Below are 17503 nucleotides of genomic sequence, written 5' to 3' on the forward strand. Positions count from 1 at the left end.
TGTGGCAATCTGCATCGGATTGGAGCTAAGCCCTACATACAGTGAAGAGATATTAAAGCTTGCCGGATATACTCTCAATAACACTCCACAGCAATTGGCGTATAAAAAGCTTATCCATTCGTATAGAGGGCATTCAATATATGAATGCAATGAAGTTTTGGAAGCCTTGGGACTTTCCCCTCTTTGTGCAAAGGCATATAAAGAAATGATAAGTTAAAAAATTGTTGGACTTCGGAAGTCCAACTTTTTATATTTTAAACCGGCTATTATAATGAGATTTTAAGCCATTATGCAAAAAAGGCGCAAAAACCTTACTGCATAATGGCTATTTTTTTGCCCAAAACATGGACTTTAGATGTCCAGACAGGCTTTAACAATTCGAGTAGCATTGAGTCAGAGAGTTGGCCAACCCTCAAAATTGAAGGATGGAGGATATAAGATGCAAGACTCAATGAGCAATGCTAAAGTGCAGCAAATAATTCCAATGCCCATAAAGGGCAGACCCTACAAGCATCAGATTCGTGCTTTCAATTTCATCTGTAGTCTATTTGGGCTTTTGAAGGGTGGTGGTGTTTCTGCCATTTCCGGATGGGGTGCAGCGCTCCTGATGGAAATGGGCTGAACAGCACCGGGAAAACTCTTGTCTCAATTGCCATTATAGGAGCATTGCTTGCTGCAGGAAGAATAAAACGTGTGCTGATTGTTGCGCCACTTTCCATTCTTGGAGTGTGGGAAGACGAGTTTAAACGGTTCGCAGATTTCCCATATCAGCTTATAGTCCTTAATGGCATGATTCAAAAGAAAATCCAACAGCTAAGATTTTTAACTGGCGAAGGTGTCCATGTGGTGGTAGTCAATTACGAATCTGCATGGAGAATGGAAAAGGAACTGGCAAACTGGCATCCTGACCTTATCATAGCCGATGAAGGACATAAAATTAAAACTCATAATACAGCGGTTTCAAAAGCAATGCACCGATTGGGCTTGCTTGCCCAGTATCGGCTCCTACTGACAGGAACGGTTATAACCAACAAAGCCATAGATGTATTCAGCCAGTACAAGTTTCTTGATCCTCGTATCTTTGGAAATAGCTTCTATGCATTCCGAAACCGGTATTTCAACATGGTTGGCTATGGCAACCATACGCCAGTGCTGAAAAAATCAATGGAACAGGATTTGATGAAAAGGATTCACAGCATTGCATTCCGGGCGACCAAAGCGGAGTGTCTGGATTTGCCGGAAACCACCGAAATTATTCGCCATATTGAGCTTGAGCCTGTCACTTTAAAGAAATATAAAGAGCTTGTCAAACAAAGCTATACTGAGCTGTCAGCAGGAGAAGTAACAGCTACAAACATACTGACACGCTTGCTTCGTCTTTCGCAATTAACCGGCGGCTTCATCGGAAGCGATGACGGTGGGAAAATCGAGCAAGTCAGTGATGCCAAGTTGAAAGCTCTTGAAGATATCCTTGAAAGCAGTATTCAAGAAGGACATAAGCTGGTTGTCATAGCAAGGTTTATCCCTGAAATTCATGCTATATGCAGGTTGTTGGAGAAAAAGAACATCGGCTATGCATGTATTTATGGTGCGACTAAGGATCGCCAAGAGCAAGTAAACCGGTTTCAATGTGATCCCGACTGCATGGTGTTTGTAGGCCAGATTGCAACCGCTGAACTCGGTATTACGCTGACTGCTGCAAGCACAATGGTATTTTACTCCCTTGATTATTCCATGTCGAATTTCGAGCAGACAAAGGCTCGCATCCATAGAGTTGGACAGAAGAATGGCTGCACATATATCTACCTTATTGCCAAGGGTACTGTGGATTCAAAAATCCTGACTGCCCTACGCAATAAGGCAGATCTTGCAAAAATGCTGATAGACGACTACCGCAAAGGAGCAAATCCTTTTGCCCCAGAGGGAGGTGAAAGCTATGAGCGATAATGCGATGTTTGAACTTGCTGACCGTCTTAAGGAGTTTCGCGATGCAAAAAAGGCCGCGGAAGAGGAACTGAAAAGCATTAATGCAGAGATTGACGATGTTGAATACCGCCTGTCTGAGCTGATGATCAGCAGTGAGACGCAAAACTTCACAAGAGCAGGAACAATGTTCTGCCTTTCAACGACAACAAGAGCCAGTGCTGCCGCAGGTATGAAGGAGGAACTGTTTGACGTACTACGCAGTAAAGGCTTTGGAGAACTCATCTATGAAACAGTCAATGCAAATTCCCTGTCAGCATTTGTTAAAGAACAGATTGCGGAGAATGGGGACGAGCTTCCGGATTGGCTGAAAGGCCTTGTGAATGTCTTCGAAAAGACAACAGTAACTGTGCGGAAAGCAGCAAGGTAAATAGCTTCAGAAAGCAATGCTCCAATATCAATGTTCAAGGAATAACTGTTCGAAGAACAATGCTTCAAAGAACAATGATATAGATTACATTTCAAATTCATATTTACGGAGGTATAAAAGCATGAAAAACAATGAACTCGTAACTATTAACGAAAATACAGGTTTTCTTCAGCTCGCTGATTTCAATCTTGACGAGGCAATGGCATCAGAACTTGACGGTCTTGACATGACTTTTGAACGCATAAAAATCCCGTCCGCAGGCAGCACAGTATTTGAAGTGCCTGGTGAGAATCCCGGAGAACCTGATACTGTCAAGGAATTCTCAGCGGTAATCCTTTATCATCATCCACTTTATGCATACTACAAGGACAAGTATACCGGAGGCAGTAACCCACCGGATTGCGGAAGCTTTGATGGTATAACCGGCGAAGGAGACCCCGGAGGAAGCTGTGCCAAATGCCCATATAATCAGTTCGGTTCGGGGGAAAACGGCAGCAAAGCTTGCAAGAACCGCCGCAGGATATATGTACTGCGTGAAGGGGAGATTTTCCCGTTGATACTCTCATTGCCAACAGGATCGTTGAAAGAGTTTTCCCGCTACATCAAAAGGCTGCTTTCTAAAGGCAAAAAATCAAACAGCGTTGTTACTCGCTTTTCTTTGAAAAAGGCGACCAATTCAAGCGGTATCACCTATTCACAGGCTCAGTTTGCTGTAGATCGGGATCTGACCGCGGACGAATATGCGTTGATATCCAAGCTTTCCGAGCAGGTCAAAGCATTCAGTACCCGAGTCGGCCATGACACTGAACCTGCCGGTGAAGAGGTAATAAATGTAGACCCTGAATCAGGTGAAATTACTGAGCCGCTTAAGTGATCAAAGGCCCTATCGGAGAGTAACTTCCATCTCCGATAGGGCGGAAAGGAGAACCGCATGGGATACAAATGTGTTTATATGCTGTCTGAAATAAAAGAGTATCTGAAAAACACTGTCCTATTTGCTTTCGACTTTGAAACGTCACCCCGCGATAAATGGAGGAACGATAAAAGTGCAGCTCTGGATGCTCATAAAGCAGATATTACAGGGATCAGTTTTTCAGTATCAGAAGGGACTGCTATATATGTTCCACTTAAACATCGTAGCGGGCGAAATGCAGAGAACCAGGCGGCAATATGGGATTATCTGAAATTACTATTCGAATCAAAAGATGTAATAAAAGTTGCTCATAATCTGGCTTTTGAGTCTATGTTCCTTTACGCAAGAGGTATCGTCCTTCAAAAGCCTTGCTATGACACGATTGCAGCATCACAACTTACATTAAAAAGCAAGTGGGAGTTCAGAAGTCTTGCTGACAGCGGACTTAAAACGCTTGCGCCTGCACTCTGCAAAGCAGAAATGACAGAATTCTCAACGGTTACTGAAGGTCGGTTTTTCGATGAATTGAACCCTCAGGATGAGAAGACTGTCCGCTACGCTTGTGCTGACAGCGACTACACTCTTCGCTTGTATCATGTTTTCAATCAGTGGTTTGATAGATTTTTACCCAAACACAGAACTATTGTGGAAGAGGTAGAATCGCCTACATCAGTATATGTCGGGATAATGAAGTATAACGGCATATTGGTGGATAAGTCAGCCATGCTGAAGAAACAAGCGGAAGCCGCAGAAAAGATTGTCAGTATCAGAAAAGAGATTGCCGGAATTATCGGCAATGTAGAGATTGGGGCAAATGCTTCAACTTCAGCATTTAAAAAATATCTTTTTGTGGATCTCGGTCTTCCGGTAATGAAAACGACCGCAAAACATCAGGAAGCTGCCGATGATGAAACCATGATCCTATTAAAAGAATGGTGTGAATCCAACAGGCCTGAACTTGCTCGCTTATTTGATCTGGTGCAAGAGTACCGCAAATGGGGCAAACTCAAATCCACCTATATAGACGGGTATCTTCGATTTATTGATGAGGATACCGGCAGGATTCATCCGGACCTTATACCATTGGGGACAGAGACAGGCAGATTTGCGTCAAGAAACCCGAATATGCAGAATTGCCCGCAGAAAGATAATGACCCAATAGGCGTACGGAAATTTATCATTTCGCCAGCCGGAAAGGTTCTTTTATCCCTTGACTTTTCACAGATAGAACTGCGCGTCGAGCATTTTATTGCAGGGACAAACGTATGCTGGAAACCTATCGTACTGGCGGTGATATCCATGCTCAGACCACTTCTGTTATTTACCGCATTCCTTTTGAGGAGGCAGCAGACAAAAATGCTCCACATTATAAAGAGCGCAGAACCATTGCAAAGAACTGCAATTTCGGTGTGTTCTATGGCCTGTTTCCTACTGGCTTACAGAGAACACTTAAATTTAAAGCTGGGCTGAACCCAACTTTGTCCGAATGTGAGACCATCATTCAAAACTTGAAATCCGGATACCCCGGTCTTGCCAAATGGCAGGATGAGGTAAAAAAGCGGGCTGCTGTAAGCTGCTATACAGAAACATGGCTGGGCAGGCGAAGATACCTGCTGGGAATTCGGTCATCAGATTGGGGCAAGAAGTCGTTTGCCGAGCGGTGCGCATTAAATACACCTATTCAAGGTACAGCGGCAGATATTCTAAAGCTTGCCTGTGGGCGCATCATCAGTGGACTTCCCGAAAGGCTCTGGCTGAAACCTATACTGCAGATACATGACGAGCTGGTTTTTGAATTACCGGAAGACAAGGCGGACGAAGCAGTTGTTTTTATAAAAGAGTGTATGGAAACACAACCCTTCCCTGAATTTGATGTACCTATTGTGGCAGAGGCTTCGGTAGGAAGAAATTTTGGAGAAATGAAAGAAATGGAGGATTGATATTATGACTAATTTACAGGTTTTTAAGAATACAGAATTTGGAGAACTTAAAGTACTCGTTATTGATGGAAAGGAATACTTTCCTGCAACGGATTGTGCAAGGATGCTAGGATATAGTAACCCTCGTGATGCGATACAACGCCATTGCAAACCAGACGGGGTCGTGAAACACGACGGGGTCACCTTAACTACAAATCAATATGGTGTCTCGACTGAACAGCATGTTGAACGGACTTATATTACAGAGGGAAATCTATATCGTCTCATTATACGTAGCAAACTTCCTGCTGCTGAACGCTTTGAAAGATGGGTCTTTGATGAAGTGCTGCCCACGATCAGAAAATATGGAGTTTATGCTACAGATAAAGTTATCGAAGAGATGATTTCTAATCCGGAGTATGGTATCAGGATTTTCTCTGAACTGAAGGCAGAACGCGACAGACGGAAAGCTTTAGAAATAGAGAATGCAAAGAATAAACAGATTATCAGTGAGTTGAAGCCCAAAGCGAGCTATTATGATCTCATATTGCAAAATAAAAGCCTTGTGCCGATCAGCAAGATTGCCAAGGATTACGGAATGTCTGGCCGCGCTTTCAATAAGCTGCTTCATGATCTTGGAGTACAGTACAAAATGGGAAACTGCTGGCTTTTATATCAGGAGTACGCCGATCAAGGATACACGCAGTCCAAGACTCATGCTATTGATGCAGAAAGAAGCGTAATGCACACATATTGGACACAAAAAGGAAGGCTATTTATCTATGACCTTCTTAAAAACAAGAAAGGTATATTGCCTGTAATCGAACGTGAACAAAAAAGCGCATAGGCAGGGGGTAATACCATGAGTATCAGCAAGTTTAACGCGGAAGGATATTACGACCCCACACCTTATGAAGCACTGCTTAGGATTGAGCGAGAGGCCAGGAAAGCGCCTTACAGACCGATGGTATTTATCTGCAGCCCATATGCTGGTGATATAGAACGTAATATCCGTAAGGCTCAGGGGTACTGCCGCTTTGCAGTGAGCAGGAATTGCATACCTATTGCTCCGCACCTCTTGTTTCCGCAGTTTATGGACGACGATGATGAACAAATGCGAAATCTGGGCTTGTACTTTGGCATGGTATTGATGTCAAAGTGCTCAGAAGTGTGGGTATTTGGCAGAAAAATTACTAAAGGGATGTCCATTGAGATTGAAAAGGCAAAGCAGCGCAGCATTCCGATTCGGTATTTTTATGAACGATGCGAGGAGGTGCGGTGTAAATGAGCATCTCATTCCCTAAAGAATTGGCAAACCGGAAGCAATGGATCTGCTGGCGTCTGGAACCAAACACAAAGGACGGAAGAGACAGTAAAATCCCTTATAATCCCTTAACTGGTAGAAAAGCCTCAAGCACTAACCCAAACGACTGGTCGACGCTTGACGATGCGATTGCGGCAAAAGAACAATACCTCTATACCGGATTAGGTTTTGTATTCGCAAAAAGCGGAGGTTTAGTGGGGATAGACATAGATCACTGCCGCGACAAAAACACTGGGGAATTAAGCGATACCGCCAAGGATATCCTTGAGCGGTTTCCGTCCTATACGGAAATCAGCCCTTCAGGAACTGGGCTTCATATTTTCTATAAAGGGGAGATGCCTGCTAAGGGCAATAAAAACACTAAAACCGGCGTTGAAATGTATGCCCACAGCAGATACTTCACAATGACTGGCGAGCGACTGCCAGGGACTCCTGATTACATTACTGAAGATAACGGGGCACTGGCCTGGATACATGAGAATTATATCAAAAGTAAAAAACGGAGAGGAAAAAGCAAGAAAGACAGTAAGGCGGTTAAGCTAGAGCCGCTTACAGATGAAGAAATTCTGGAGAAAGCCCGGACAGCCGAAAACCATAAGGAATTTAATCTGCTATGGGAAGGAAAATGGCAGGAAGCAGGGTATCCGAGCCAGTCCGAAGCCGACCTTGCTCTTTGCTGTATGCTGGCTTTCTGGTCAGGCAAAAACAAAGAGCAGATGGACAGGCTGTTTAGAAATTCCGGGTTATTCCGGGAAAAGTGGGATACGGTACATCATGCAAGTGGAGCAACATATGGGCAGGAGACACTGGATAAGGCCATTGAAGTTACAGAGAACGTATACAGCCGCGAAAGCGAGTCAGTTATCTTTGAACATGAGGCAGGTATTACCGCACCAGAGGCGAAAGTGTGTATCCTATAACAAACTTTATCATTCAACCGGTGGAGATGATTGTATCAGAAGATGAAACGCAGATGACCGCCGATCTTATTACAATCCGTGATGAAATATACCGCCAGACATTTATGACTACCGACTTCAATAACATCCAAAAGTTTAAAAATATCTTGAACCGCCGGACAATATCCTTAGGCTATTTTGGCTCAGAAGGAGATTTGGAACTGCTGAAAGGTTATATATCCGAAATGGAGTGGGTAAGGAAAACAGGGGTCAAGGCTCTTGGGATTTATGAGCATGGCGGGCGGATGGTATATGTTTCAACGGATGGTGCCATTGAAGCCGGAGGCAACATTGTTGAAGATATCGTGCAGCTTGATAAGTATAAAAGCATAACAACCGATATCCTAATCTTTGAGCCATTGACAAAGGAACAGCTTATTATACTTGGTGAATGGCTCCTCAGCTATAACGAACCCATAAAAACGGTATCAGTAATGGCCTGGGTGGCCGGATGCTTTATTAAACCGCATCTTAAAAAATCAGGCATCAAGTTTCCTCATTTATTGCTTGTCGGAGAACAAGGCAGCGGAAAAAGTAATACATTGGAGCGGGTTATTCTGCCGGTATTTTCGTGCAGTAAAATCCGCGCGGCTACACAGGTTACTGCATTTACACTGATGAAGGAATCTGCATCATCGAATCTGATACCGCAGTTGATGGATGAGTTCAAGCCTTCAAAGATAGATAAGTTAAGGCTAAATGCCTTATACAACCATCTTCGAGATGCATATGACGGCCATGAAGGTGTCCGCGGTAGGGCGGATCAAAGTGCTGTTACTTATGAACTGTTGGCACCTATTATTGTAGCTGGTGAGGAATCGCCGGATGAAGCGGCCATCAGAGAACGGAGCATAGAATTGCTATTCAGCAAGAAGGACTTAAAACCAGCCAGCCATAGACAAGCATTTTATAAGCTGTGTGCAAAAGCGGATCTGCTTGGCAGTTTCGGTCGGAGCCTGCTGGATATAGCACTCAGAGTATCGGTTGCTGAGGCAGAGAAGTGGTATGAGGAAGCAAAGTCAGAGATATCTGATGAGTTTCCATCTCGTATCGTCAATAATCTCGCCTGTTGCTATGCCGGATTGAGCCTAGTAAACAAACTGTGTGAATTCCTTAATGTAACGTGGGCTGAAGTATTTCCCATTAACAAAGGGGCATGTATTCGATATCTTCAAAACGGTGTGCAGGAGTACTTGCTGGATGGCGGCAGCAATAACAAGACCATTGTAGAACAGACCCTGGAAATCATGGCCCGGATGAAACTGGCTCCGAATCAAGACTACACTTTTGATAAAGATGGCAAGGTTATCGGGATTCGTTTCTGTGATGTATATGACCGCTATACCAAGTACAGACGCGATTATGCAATCACTGGTGAATGTCTTCCATATAACCAGTTTTTGAAGCAATTGAGGCAAAGTGACTTTTTATAGAGAGCAATAAACGATGCGTTTCGGGAATGAAACAAAAAAAGCGTGGGCTCTTGATTTCTCGATACTGAAAGAGCGATGCGATGTGAGTGGATTTGAGATCACAGATATTGAACCTCTTTAGTATTGAAAAAGGTAACAAGGTAACAAAAAGGTAACGCCCGAAACGCTGATGAATAGCCACTTGTTACCGATGTTACCTTTGTTACCTCAACTTTATATATACGCGCGAGAGATGAAATTATTTTTTGAAAAAATAAAAAAATATAAAAATAAAAATATTTGTGTATACACCTACCCCAAAAAGAGGTAACAAGGTAACAAAATCCTGAAAAGCGCTTGGGAAGCTGATTTATGAGATGCCTTTTTTGGATGTTACGAGGTTATAAGAGGGAAAAAGGTAACATTTTTGGAGGATGAGCGGTTATGTCTGAAAAAAGTATTGTGACTAAAGTACTGCGGTACTTAAAGACAGTACCGGGGTGTTTCTGTTGGAAGGAACATGGTGGTATGTACGGGACAGCGGGGATACCAGACATTATTGCCTGCGTAAATGGGCGGTTTATAGCTTTTGAAATAAAAACCCCATCGGGAAAGACAACAAAACTGCAGGAAGCAACTATAAGGAAAATCCTCAATGCAGGAGGAGTGGCAGCGGTTGTCCATTCGGTAGATGAGGTGAAGGTTATTCTGGAAAAGCATGGCCTTCTATAAAGAACGAAGACATAACGAACAAGGAAACAAGCACTGCAAAGCAACGAAAAAAAGCATACTGCTTCAAAGATCAAGGTTTTTTATCTTGATTTTTTGGAGGTGCGATATGCTGATTGCATGGCAGTATTTAGATAAAAAAGCGGCTGCTGTTGAAGCTTTGAAAGATTACAGCAGCATGCAGTACATTATCGAACACAGTGATGAGGATATATATGAAATTGAAACCCGTATGACAAGCCCTCATAGTGCAAAGATTACCGGAGTTCCGGGCAAACACAATCCCAAAAGCGGCGAAGAACGCCTTGCTGCTTGCCTTGACGAGATTGATGTGTTGAAAGAACGTTACAGACGGGCATTAGAATATATGGAGTGGTTCAAGCCTGCTTGGGACGCCTTGCCGGAGGAAGAACAGTTTATACTGACAGAATTTTTTGTTAATGATGTGAGCAAGACAGAAGCTGTAGCAAACATCGGAGAGAAGCTGTTTCTTGAAAGAGCACAGGTGTACCGTAGGAAGGACAAGGCACTTAATCATCTGGCACTGCTTTTATACGGGAAGTAGTTTAAGATAACATTAGCAGCATGTTAAATAGGAAACCCACTTAGATAGAACGAACTACCTAAGTGGGTATTTTTAATGGCCTACTGTATTGCGCCTAATATAAGCTCGTAGGAACTGTTATCTTTAGTATACATATTTTAATGTAAAAATCAACAAAATAAAAAATGCACTAATTGATGCATAAATCTTGACAAAAGGCATATAATATAGTATCATTGTATCACAAAAGAGGTGATGCAATGAATCAGCACTATAATCAGAATTATACCTGGGAACAGATTAATGAGATTTTGGCAATGATACATGACTGTATTAGAGAGGGCAGATTCATTATATCAAAAAATGAGAATAGGCAAGAAAACATAGATTTTATAAATGAATATAATCTAAACAGCAGAAGGCAAAATGAGATTTTACTGAAAATAAAAACAGAAGATTTTGCCATTCATTGCAAAATACGAAAGTAGGATTTGAACATGAGGTTTTATATGTATTTTGTCCCCAGGTTACGTTATTTAACTTTGATGGCATCGAGGAGTTAGTTGATATATATACGAAATTTAATCTAATTGATAGTGAAAGTGGAAAACGAGTGGTTGTTATATCGTTTCATAAGCGAAACAAGCCGATTGATTATCTTTTTCGATGATCAATCAGAAAGTTTGAGAGTTTGAAAGGAGGCCGCCTTATGAATAGGAATAAGACATTTTGCGAGGAATGCAGAAGAGATGTCGAATACATGGTAGAAACAGCAACAATTAAGGGTAAACTTAAAGGCGAAGAATATGAGTATACTGGAAAGAAGGCTGTTTGTACGGAATGTGGGAGCGAAGTCTATGTAGCGGATATAGAGGACGAAAATCTAAAGGCTTTGTATGACACGTACCGTCAAAAAAACGGCATTATTTCGCTGGAGAAGATATTAGAAATACCTCATAAATACAATATTGGCAAACGTCCCCTATCATTGCTTTTAGGTTGGGGAGAAATGACTTTTTCGAGATATTGTGAAGGTGATATGCCTACAAAACAGTATTCAGATATTCTTCAAAAGATTTATGATGATCCAGCGTATTATAAAGAATTACTGGAGAAAAATAAGGACAATTTAAAATCTCTGCAGGCATATGAAAAAAGTAAGCGGAAGGTACAGGAACTGCTTGGGGAAGAAAACAAAACGGGTTCAAAGCTGGACTCAATTATCCAATATCTGCTTTATAAATGCGAGGACATAACTCCTTTAGCTTTACAAAAGGCGCTATATTATGTCCAGGGTTTTTATTATGCTTTTGAAGGACGGTTTCTTTTTGAAGAAGACTGTGAGGCATGTTCATGGACCGGTTTACAGAGATGTATATAACAGGTATTCATCTTATCGGTTTGACCCCATTGAGAGTGTTGAAGCTTTCGATGAATCAGTTTTTACAACTGCTGAAAAAGCGATATTGGATAGCGTTATTAAGAACTTCTGCTGTTATAGCGGAAAAACGCTAGAGAAGTTTACGCATCTGGAGAAACCATGGCGGCATACTAGAGACGGTTTGCCGGTGGATGCGCATTCTAATCGTGTAATACCCAAAGAGTTGATCGGGAAATATTTTGTAGCTGTAAAAGAAAAATTCAACATGCTTACTCCTGGAGATATAGAAGTATATTCGAAAGCTATCTTTGAACAAATAAACTGATATTTTTAGCTTCCTTTAAGGTGAGATTTTCATGAGATGAAAAACACAGGTATCCCATATATAATGATATCGTGAAAAAATAACATTAAAACGCATAAGCCCTTCGGGGCTTTTTTATGCCATAAAACAGGAGTGAGGAAAGATGTACGATAATTGTTTTGGCAGTAACGGAAGGAATGGCTGCAATATCCTGACTGTACACAAGTGCTTGCAAGATAAATGTTCCTTCTATAAAAGCCCCCAGGAGTTAGAGGAAGATAGGAAAAAGGCTTATCTTTTGCTTGCAGCTTTACCACCCGATATGCAGCGGTATATCTCCGATAAGTATTATAACGGTAAGATGCCATGGTCAAATAGCAAATGTGTTGTTCAATATTCCAGATGAGATTTTTATGAGATGAAATTCATTATAAATCCAAATATAATGGTATTGTGAAAAATTATGGATAAGCCTTCATGGGATGAACCTGTGAGGGCTTTTTTATACCCGTAAAGGAGGTGGCCAGATGCCAAGAAAACCAAAAAGGCCTTGCTCCTTTCCCGGCTGTCCTGAACTGACGGACGGAAGGTACTGCGACATGCATCAAAGGCAAGAGGATGCTTATTACAACAAATACGAACGAGATCCCCAAACAAGAAAATGCTATGGCCGGAGATGGAAACGCATCAGGGACAGATATATCTCAGAGCATCCGCTTTGCGAGGAGTGCCAAAAGTACGGAAGGCTTACACCAGCCGAAGAGGTACATCATATTATCCCTTTATCCAAAGGCGGAACCAATGCAGACAGTAACCTTATGAGCCTGTGCAAACAATGCCACTCATCGATCACTGCCCGCGAAGGGGAGCGATGGGCAAGACGGTAGGGGGGTCAAAATCTCTGGCGGAGTAGTTTTGTGCAACGGGCGGGGGGCACGCGCGAAAAATCGCAGTTTCAAACGGGGTATATCCCCTGTTTGTTTTTACATGAATCGAGGTGATGTGTATGGCAAAGGACGGTACCAACCGCGGCGGGGCACGTATTGGTGCAGGACAGAAGAAAAAGCCTCTGGCGGATAAGATTTTGGAAGGAAACCCCGGCAGACGAAAGCTCATGGTAATGGAGTTTACGGATGCTGCGGAACTGGAAGGAGAGAGCATGCCGCCACCGAGGGATTATCTTGCTGCAAAGCAGAAGAACGGAAAAACAACACTGGCGGTGGAAATATACGAAAAAACATGGCAGTGGCTTAAGGAACGCAGGTGTGTTCACCTTATCCCTGCGCAGCTTATAGAGCAATATGCCAGAGTGTGGCGCGGTGGATCCAGTGCGAGGAATGTATCACTGAATTTGGCTTTCTTGCTAAACATCCGACAACTGGCAATGCCATCCCGTCGCCTTATGTGGCTATGAGTCAAAGCTTCATGAAACAGGCCAATAACCTGTGGTATCAAATTTATCAAGTCGTGCGGGAAAACTGTGCTACCGAATACAAGGGGGCCACTCCCCACGACGATGTGATGGAAAAACTACTGACAGCCAGGAGGGGTGGCTGATGCATAAAGCAAATTCAATCTTTCTTAGGGAATTAAGAAAATATGAAGACCATTTAACGAAGCAGCAGTTTAAGACTCTGCGGGGACAAGTAATAAACGGAGAGTGTGAGGGTGCTAAAAAGGGTCTTGAGAAAATATTGAACAGGAGAATGCAACATGAACATACAAAAAATATCTGTTGACAAACTTAATCCTGCAGAATACAACCCGCGCAAGGATTTAAAACCCGGCGATAAGGAATATGAAAAGCTGAAACGGTCAATAGAGGAATTTGGCTATGTGGAGCCTGTTATCTGGAACCAAAAGACAGGTAATGTGGTAGGCGGGCATCAACGCTTAAAGGTTTTGCTGGACTTGGGACAGACAGAGATAGACTGCGTCGTTGTGGATCTTGACCCGCAGAGGGAAAAAGCGCTTAATCTTGCCCTCAATAAGATTCAGGGAGAGTGGGACGAGAATAAACTGGCCGAGCTAATGGCTGAGTTGGACGCAGGTGCCTTTGATGTTTCGCTTACAGGGTTTGACGCTTCTGAAATAGACGAACTGCTTAACCGATGGTACTCCAAAGAGGCGATACAAGACAGCTTTGACATAGATAAAGCGCATGGGGAAATTGTGCAGCGCGAGCCTGTAACGAAGCGGGGCGATATCTGGCTTCTCGGAAATCATCGCTTGATGTGCGGCGACTCTACTAAGGATGAGGATTTTGAGAAGTTGATGGAAGGGTGTCACGCACAGATGGCAGTGACTTCCCCTCCATATGGGGTAGGCAAAGAATATGAAAAGGCCGGGATTGAACCATGGTTCGAGACAGTACGCCCAGTGATTAGAAACCTGTGCAGGTATGCAGATATTGTCTGCTGGAACTTAGGTGATCTCTATGCCACCGGCTCTCAGTTTATTGAACCCACCAGTGTTTACAGCGTGAATATGTTCTTGGACAACGGTTACCGCCCTATCTGGATCCGCATTTGGAAGAAACAAGGGCAAAATTTCGGCGTAGGACCTTATCATCTTGTTTCAAACAAGCCGGTTCAGCAATATGAGTATATTTCAGCCTTCAGCAATAAAGGAGAAGTTGAGGAATATAACGATCAGGAATATGTATGGCTTTCAGCCTTTGCGGGACACAGTTATAAATTTGTGAAACGGCTTACAAAGGAAGAACGCAAGAAATGGGGTTATGCTGGGATATGGGAGATGACCACTGTACGGGCAAACAAGGAGCATCCTGCAATGTTCCCTGTGGAGCTTCCGTGGCGGTGCATCAAAATGCACAGCGACAAGGGCGGTATTGTGCTTGAGCCGTTCTCTGGTAGCGGAACTACTATAATTGCGGCTGAACAGACCGAGCGTAAATGCTACGCAATGGAGTTATCCCCTGTTTACTGTGATTTAGCTGTTAAGCGCTGGGAGGAATTCACCGGCGAAAAAGCCGTCAAACTGGAGGGTTAAGATTTATGGATATACTGAAAATACCAACAGAAAAACTAAAACCATCTAAATATAATCCGCGGAAAGATTTAAAGCCTGGTGACCCTGAATATGAAAAATTACGTCGGTCTATTGAAGAGTTTGGATATGTAGAGCCGGTCATATGGAATAAACGCACCGGGAATATTGTCGGTGGTCATCAGCGATATAAGGTATTGACAGCTTTGGGGTATAAGGAGATCGACTGTGTTGTAGTTGATTTGGATGAACAGCGGGAAAAGGCGCTCAATGTTGCTCTGAATAAAATCAGCGGCGAGTTTGATATTCCACTTTTGACCGATCTGCTTATGGACTTGAATGAAGATGGCTTTGACGTTTCTCTTACCGGATTTGACGCCGCGGAAATCGTCGAGTTGTTCCGCGATAAAACAGTCGTCAATGTCAAAGAGGATAATTTCGATACAGAAAAGGCAATTGCAGAGATTAAACTCCGGTTACCAAAAAGGTCGACATATGGGTACTTGGCAGCCACCGTCTGATGTGCGGTGATAGCACCATGCTTTCAGATGTGCAAAAGCTGATGAACGGACAAAAGGCGAGGTTTATTTTCACAGACCCACCCTGGAACGTGGATTACGGTTCAGATACCAGGCATCCAAGCTGGAAGCCAAGACAAATTCTAAATGACAATATGAGCACCGAAGAATTCGGCGCTTTTTTATTGCGCGCTTTTAAATGCATGAAAGAGGTTTCCGAAGCCGGATGCATGACCTATGTAGTAATGAGTGCTCAGGAATGGGGCAGTTTGATGAACGTCATGCGGGAGGCAGGGTATCACTGGTCGAGCACAATTATATGGAAAAAAGACAGCTTGGTACTATCAAGAAAGGACTATCATACCCAGTACGAGCCGATCTGGTATGGTTGGCTTGAAGGAACACGCCTTTGCCCGCTTAAAGACCGTAAACAGTCAGATGTTTGGGAGATGCCCCGTCCTAAAGTATCGGAGGAACACCCTACCATGAAGCCGGTATCGCTTGTAGCAAAGGCAATGCTCAATAGTTCCCATATTGGAGATTTAACTCTTGACCTGTTCGGTGGTTCTGGTACGACAATGATTGCGGCACAGCAGACCGGGCGGGTTTGTTTTATGATGGAGCTTGACTCGAAATACTGCGATGTGATTGTAAAGCGCTATGTTTCACAATTTGGCGCAGATTCAGTATTCTTGGTAACAGGTAGTGAAAAAATACCTTACGCGGAAACACAGATTGATTAAAAATGTCCTTGCTTTCCCCTCAAAACAGAGCGTTAATGTACCCCACCAAAAAGGAAAGGTGGGATTTTTTATGGGAATCAAAAATGTTTTAGCTTATTTGAGGGGAGGTGTATGGCATGAGCAATAACAGCTTTCGCTTTTCACAGAAGATTGTCGGTCAGGAGAGAAAAGCCATTGCCTCGGTCATAGCTGAAGCCCTTGAAGGCCAGGTGCGCTATGCCGGAGCACCGGAGTTTTTGTATGAGATTAAAGACGAAAAATCTGCTGGCAGTTGGACGATTGACAGGGACAGTGTGGTTCACTCACCGAAAATTAGTCTCAATGAAATAAAAACCATCCGTTCAGTTATTGACACGTTGAATGTGGAGGGCTTTTCAGCAGAGGGGACCATGACAATTACTCTTTCGTTGGAGGGCTTTAGCGCGATTAGCCTTGAAAACCTAAATAATATGCTGGCCAGCAAAGAGACATTGATAAAGAAGGCAATGTTGATTGAGGGGGAACTTGCAGTCTTAGCTGAAAATGATGATATTTCCTTCCCTTTCTGGAACGCGACTTTAAATGCTGATGAAGTGCAGACCTATATAACGCTGGCAAAGCAGATGGCAGAACAGGCAAAATTACAGAAGCGAGTACTACGAAAAGAAAAACCAACAGATAATGAAAAATATGCTTTTCGCTGTTTCCTGCTTAGGTTGGGGTTTATAGGTGATAACTTCAAAACTGAACGCAAGGTGTTACTTTCAAGGCTGTCCGGTAACGGGGCGTATCGGAAAGGCAGAGCAAAGGCGGTGGACGAAAATGAATGATTTTCATAGCACCGCCTTCTTTGTCAAGCATCCGTTTAGAATAGAGGATTTAAAAGTGCCGCATCGGTATGAGACGAGGAAACGATTTGTAGTTGTAAAAACTATCGAGCTATCAAAGATTGATTATGATACTTCGTTGCCGACCTATGTGTTGATCGCATTTTCATTGAGGAAAATAAAGGGCTTTGTCACGTTAATGAGGATGGAGTGTGGCGTTGCCTGCTGGTTAAGCAGCGGGGACGGTCTGATGGAGTGTTGGTAATGCCGGATGGTAGAGATTACCCAAAGTATGCCGCATATTATCCTGGAGAGGAGGACGAACTATGAGTGCAAGAGGCTTCCCTTCAAAAGAAACAGTCCTTCGCATTAAAGAGCAGTATCCGCCGGGAACACGTGTTGAGCTTATCTGCATGAATGATCCGTATTCTAAGCTGAAACCTGGAGACCAAGGAACAGTATCTTTCGTGGATGATATCGGAACTGTTCATATCAACTGGGACTGCGGTTCTTCTTTGGGTGTAGCCTATGGTATAGATGTGATCAGAAAGCTGTAAATGTACACAATTCAAGATGTGTAAAATTGTGG

At 43.1% G+C, this 17503-nt stretch carries 17 protein-coding genes and 6 pseudogenes; all 23 read left to right on the forward strand.

Features of this window, described 5'->3' with window-relative positions:
• The first annotated feature begins 1 nt into the window (after nt 1).
• Nucleotides 2–217, forward strand: a complete 216-nt coding sequence (locus tag JCM21531_RS21830; protein ID WP_038289596.1) for a hypothetical protein — start codon at nt 2–4, stop codon at nt 215–217.
• Between the two features lie 222 nt (nt 218–439).
• Nucleotides 440–622: a hypothetical protein gene (locus JCM21531_RS18655; RefSeq protein ID WP_117407248.1), complete on the forward strand. Its 183-nt coding sequence runs from the start codon at nt 440–442 to the stop codon at nt 620–622.
• Complete coding sequence (locus tag JCM21531_RS10425) at nt 589–1947, forward strand: DEAD/DEAH box helicase (RefSeq protein ID WP_117407249.1); 1359 nt, start codon at nt 589–591, stop codon at nt 1945–1947. The genes JCM21531_RS18655 and JCM21531_RS10425 overlap by 34 nt, the downstream gene beginning before the upstream one ends.
• Entirely contained in the window at nt 1937–2353 is a 417-nt protein-coding gene (locus tag JCM21531_RS10430; protein WP_173400182.1) for a gp33 family protein, read from the forward strand. The genes JCM21531_RS10425 and JCM21531_RS10430 overlap by 11 nt, the downstream gene beginning before the upstream one ends.
• Nucleotides 2354–2474: 121 nt before the next feature.
• Nucleotides 2475–3227 carry a hypothetical protein gene (locus tag JCM21531_RS10435; RefSeq protein WP_011838170.1) on the forward strand — a complete coding sequence of 251 codons (753 nt, stop codon included), beginning with the start codon at nt 2475–2477 and terminating at the stop codon, nt 3225–3227.
• A 57-nt stretch (nt 3228–3284) separates the two neighbouring features.
• Nucleotides 3285–5206: pseudogene (locus tag JCM21531_RS10440) on the forward strand (bifunctional 3'-5' exonuclease/DNA polymerase).
• Between the two features lie 4 nt (nt 5207–5210).
• Entirely contained in the window at nt 5211–6032 is an 822-nt protein-coding gene (locus JCM21531_RS10445) for a phage antirepressor (protein ID WP_014256698.1), read from the forward strand.
• A 15-nt stretch (nt 6033–6047) separates the two neighbouring features.
• The gene (locus tag JCM21531_RS10450) at nt 6048–6473 is read left to right on the forward strand and encodes a DUF7768 domain-containing protein (RefSeq protein WP_038289621.1); all 426 of its coding nucleotides are present in this window, start codon (nt 6048–6050) and stop codon (nt 6471–6473) included.
• Nucleotides 6470–7429: a phage NrS-1 polymerase family protein gene (locus tag JCM21531_RS21835; RefSeq protein ID WP_054847062.1), complete on the forward strand. Its 960-nt coding sequence runs from the start codon at nt 6470–6472 to the stop codon at nt 7427–7429. The genes JCM21531_RS10450 and JCM21531_RS21835 overlap by 4 nt, the downstream gene beginning before the upstream one ends.
• Entirely contained in the window at nt 7417–8901 is a 1485-nt protein-coding gene (locus tag JCM21531_RS21840; RefSeq protein WP_243467541.1) for a DNA-binding protein, read from the forward strand. Before JCM21531_RS21835 ends, JCM21531_RS21840 begins: the two co-directional genes overlap by 13 nt.
• 423 nt (nt 8902–9324) lie before the next feature.
• Entirely contained in the window at nt 9325–9612 is a 288-nt protein-coding gene (locus JCM21531_RS10465) for a VRR-NUC domain-containing protein (RefSeq protein ID WP_027622067.1), read from the forward strand.
• Between the two features lie 106 nt (nt 9613–9718).
• Nucleotides 9719–10174 (forward strand): hypothetical protein, encoded by a 456-nt coding sequence (locus JCM21531_RS10470; protein ID WP_028992628.1) that lies wholly within the window; start codon nt 9719–9721, stop codon nt 10172–10174.
• A 239-nt stretch (nt 10175–10413) separates the two neighbouring features.
• Nucleotides 10414–10823 (forward strand): annotated as a pseudogene (locus JCM21531_RS25100) (hypothetical protein).
• 39 nt (nt 10824–10862) lie between these two features.
• A pseudogene (locus JCM21531_RS10480) lies at nt 10863–11859 on the forward strand (type II TA system antitoxin MqsA family protein).
• Nucleotides 11860–12001: 142 nt separating this feature from the next.
• Nucleotides 12002–12244: a hypothetical protein gene (locus JCM21531_RS10485; RefSeq protein WP_038289627.1), complete on the forward strand. Its 243-nt coding sequence runs from the start codon at nt 12002–12004 to the stop codon at nt 12242–12244.
• A gap of 121 nt (nt 12245–12365) precedes the next feature.
• Entirely contained in the window at nt 12366–12725 is a 360-nt protein-coding gene (locus tag JCM21531_RS10490; protein WP_038289629.1) for an HNH endonuclease, read from the forward strand.
• Nucleotides 12726–12844: 119 nt separating this feature from the next.
• Nucleotides 12845–13395: pseudogene (locus tag JCM21531_RS10495) on the forward strand (P27 family phage terminase small subunit).
• Entirely contained in the window at nt 13395–13577 is a 183-nt protein-coding gene (locus tag JCM21531_RS10500; RefSeq protein ID WP_038289631.1) for a hypothetical protein, read from the forward strand. The pseudogene JCM21531_RS10495 and the gene JCM21531_RS10500 overlap by 1 nt, the downstream one beginning before the upstream one ends.
• Nucleotides 13552–14850, forward strand: coding sequence for a site-specific DNA-methyltransferase (locus JCM21531_RS10505; protein ID WP_038289634.1), 1299 nt, complete (start codon nt 13552–13554; stop codon nt 14848–14850). Before JCM21531_RS10500 ends, JCM21531_RS10505 begins: the two co-directional genes overlap by 26 nt.
• 5 nt (nt 14851–14855) lie before the next feature.
• A pseudogene (locus tag JCM21531_RS10510) lies at nt 14856–16108 on the forward strand (site-specific DNA-methyltransferase).
• A 116-nt stretch (nt 16109–16224) separates the two neighbouring features.
• Nucleotides 16225–16917, forward strand: a complete 693-nt coding sequence (locus tag JCM21531_RS10515; RefSeq protein WP_038289637.1) for a virulence factor — start codon at nt 16225–16227, stop codon at nt 16915–16917.
• Nucleotides 16910–17244, forward strand: a pseudogene (locus tag JCM21531_RS25105) (DUF6329 domain-containing protein). Before JCM21531_RS10515 ends, JCM21531_RS25105 begins: the two are co-directional and overlap by 8 nt.
• Nucleotides 17241–17471 (forward strand): DUF4314 domain-containing protein, encoded by a 231-nt coding sequence (locus JCM21531_RS10525; RefSeq protein ID WP_038289639.1) that lies wholly within the window; start codon nt 17241–17243, stop codon nt 17469–17471. Before JCM21531_RS25105 ends, JCM21531_RS10525 begins: the two are co-directional and overlap by 4 nt.
• Nucleotides 17472–17503 lie beyond the last annotated feature (32 nt).

The organism is Acetivibrio straminisolvens JCM 21531 (assembly GCF_000521465.1).
GTDB lineage: Bacteria > Bacillota > Clostridia > Acetivibrionales > Acetivibrionaceae > Hungateiclostridium > Hungateiclostridium straminisolvens.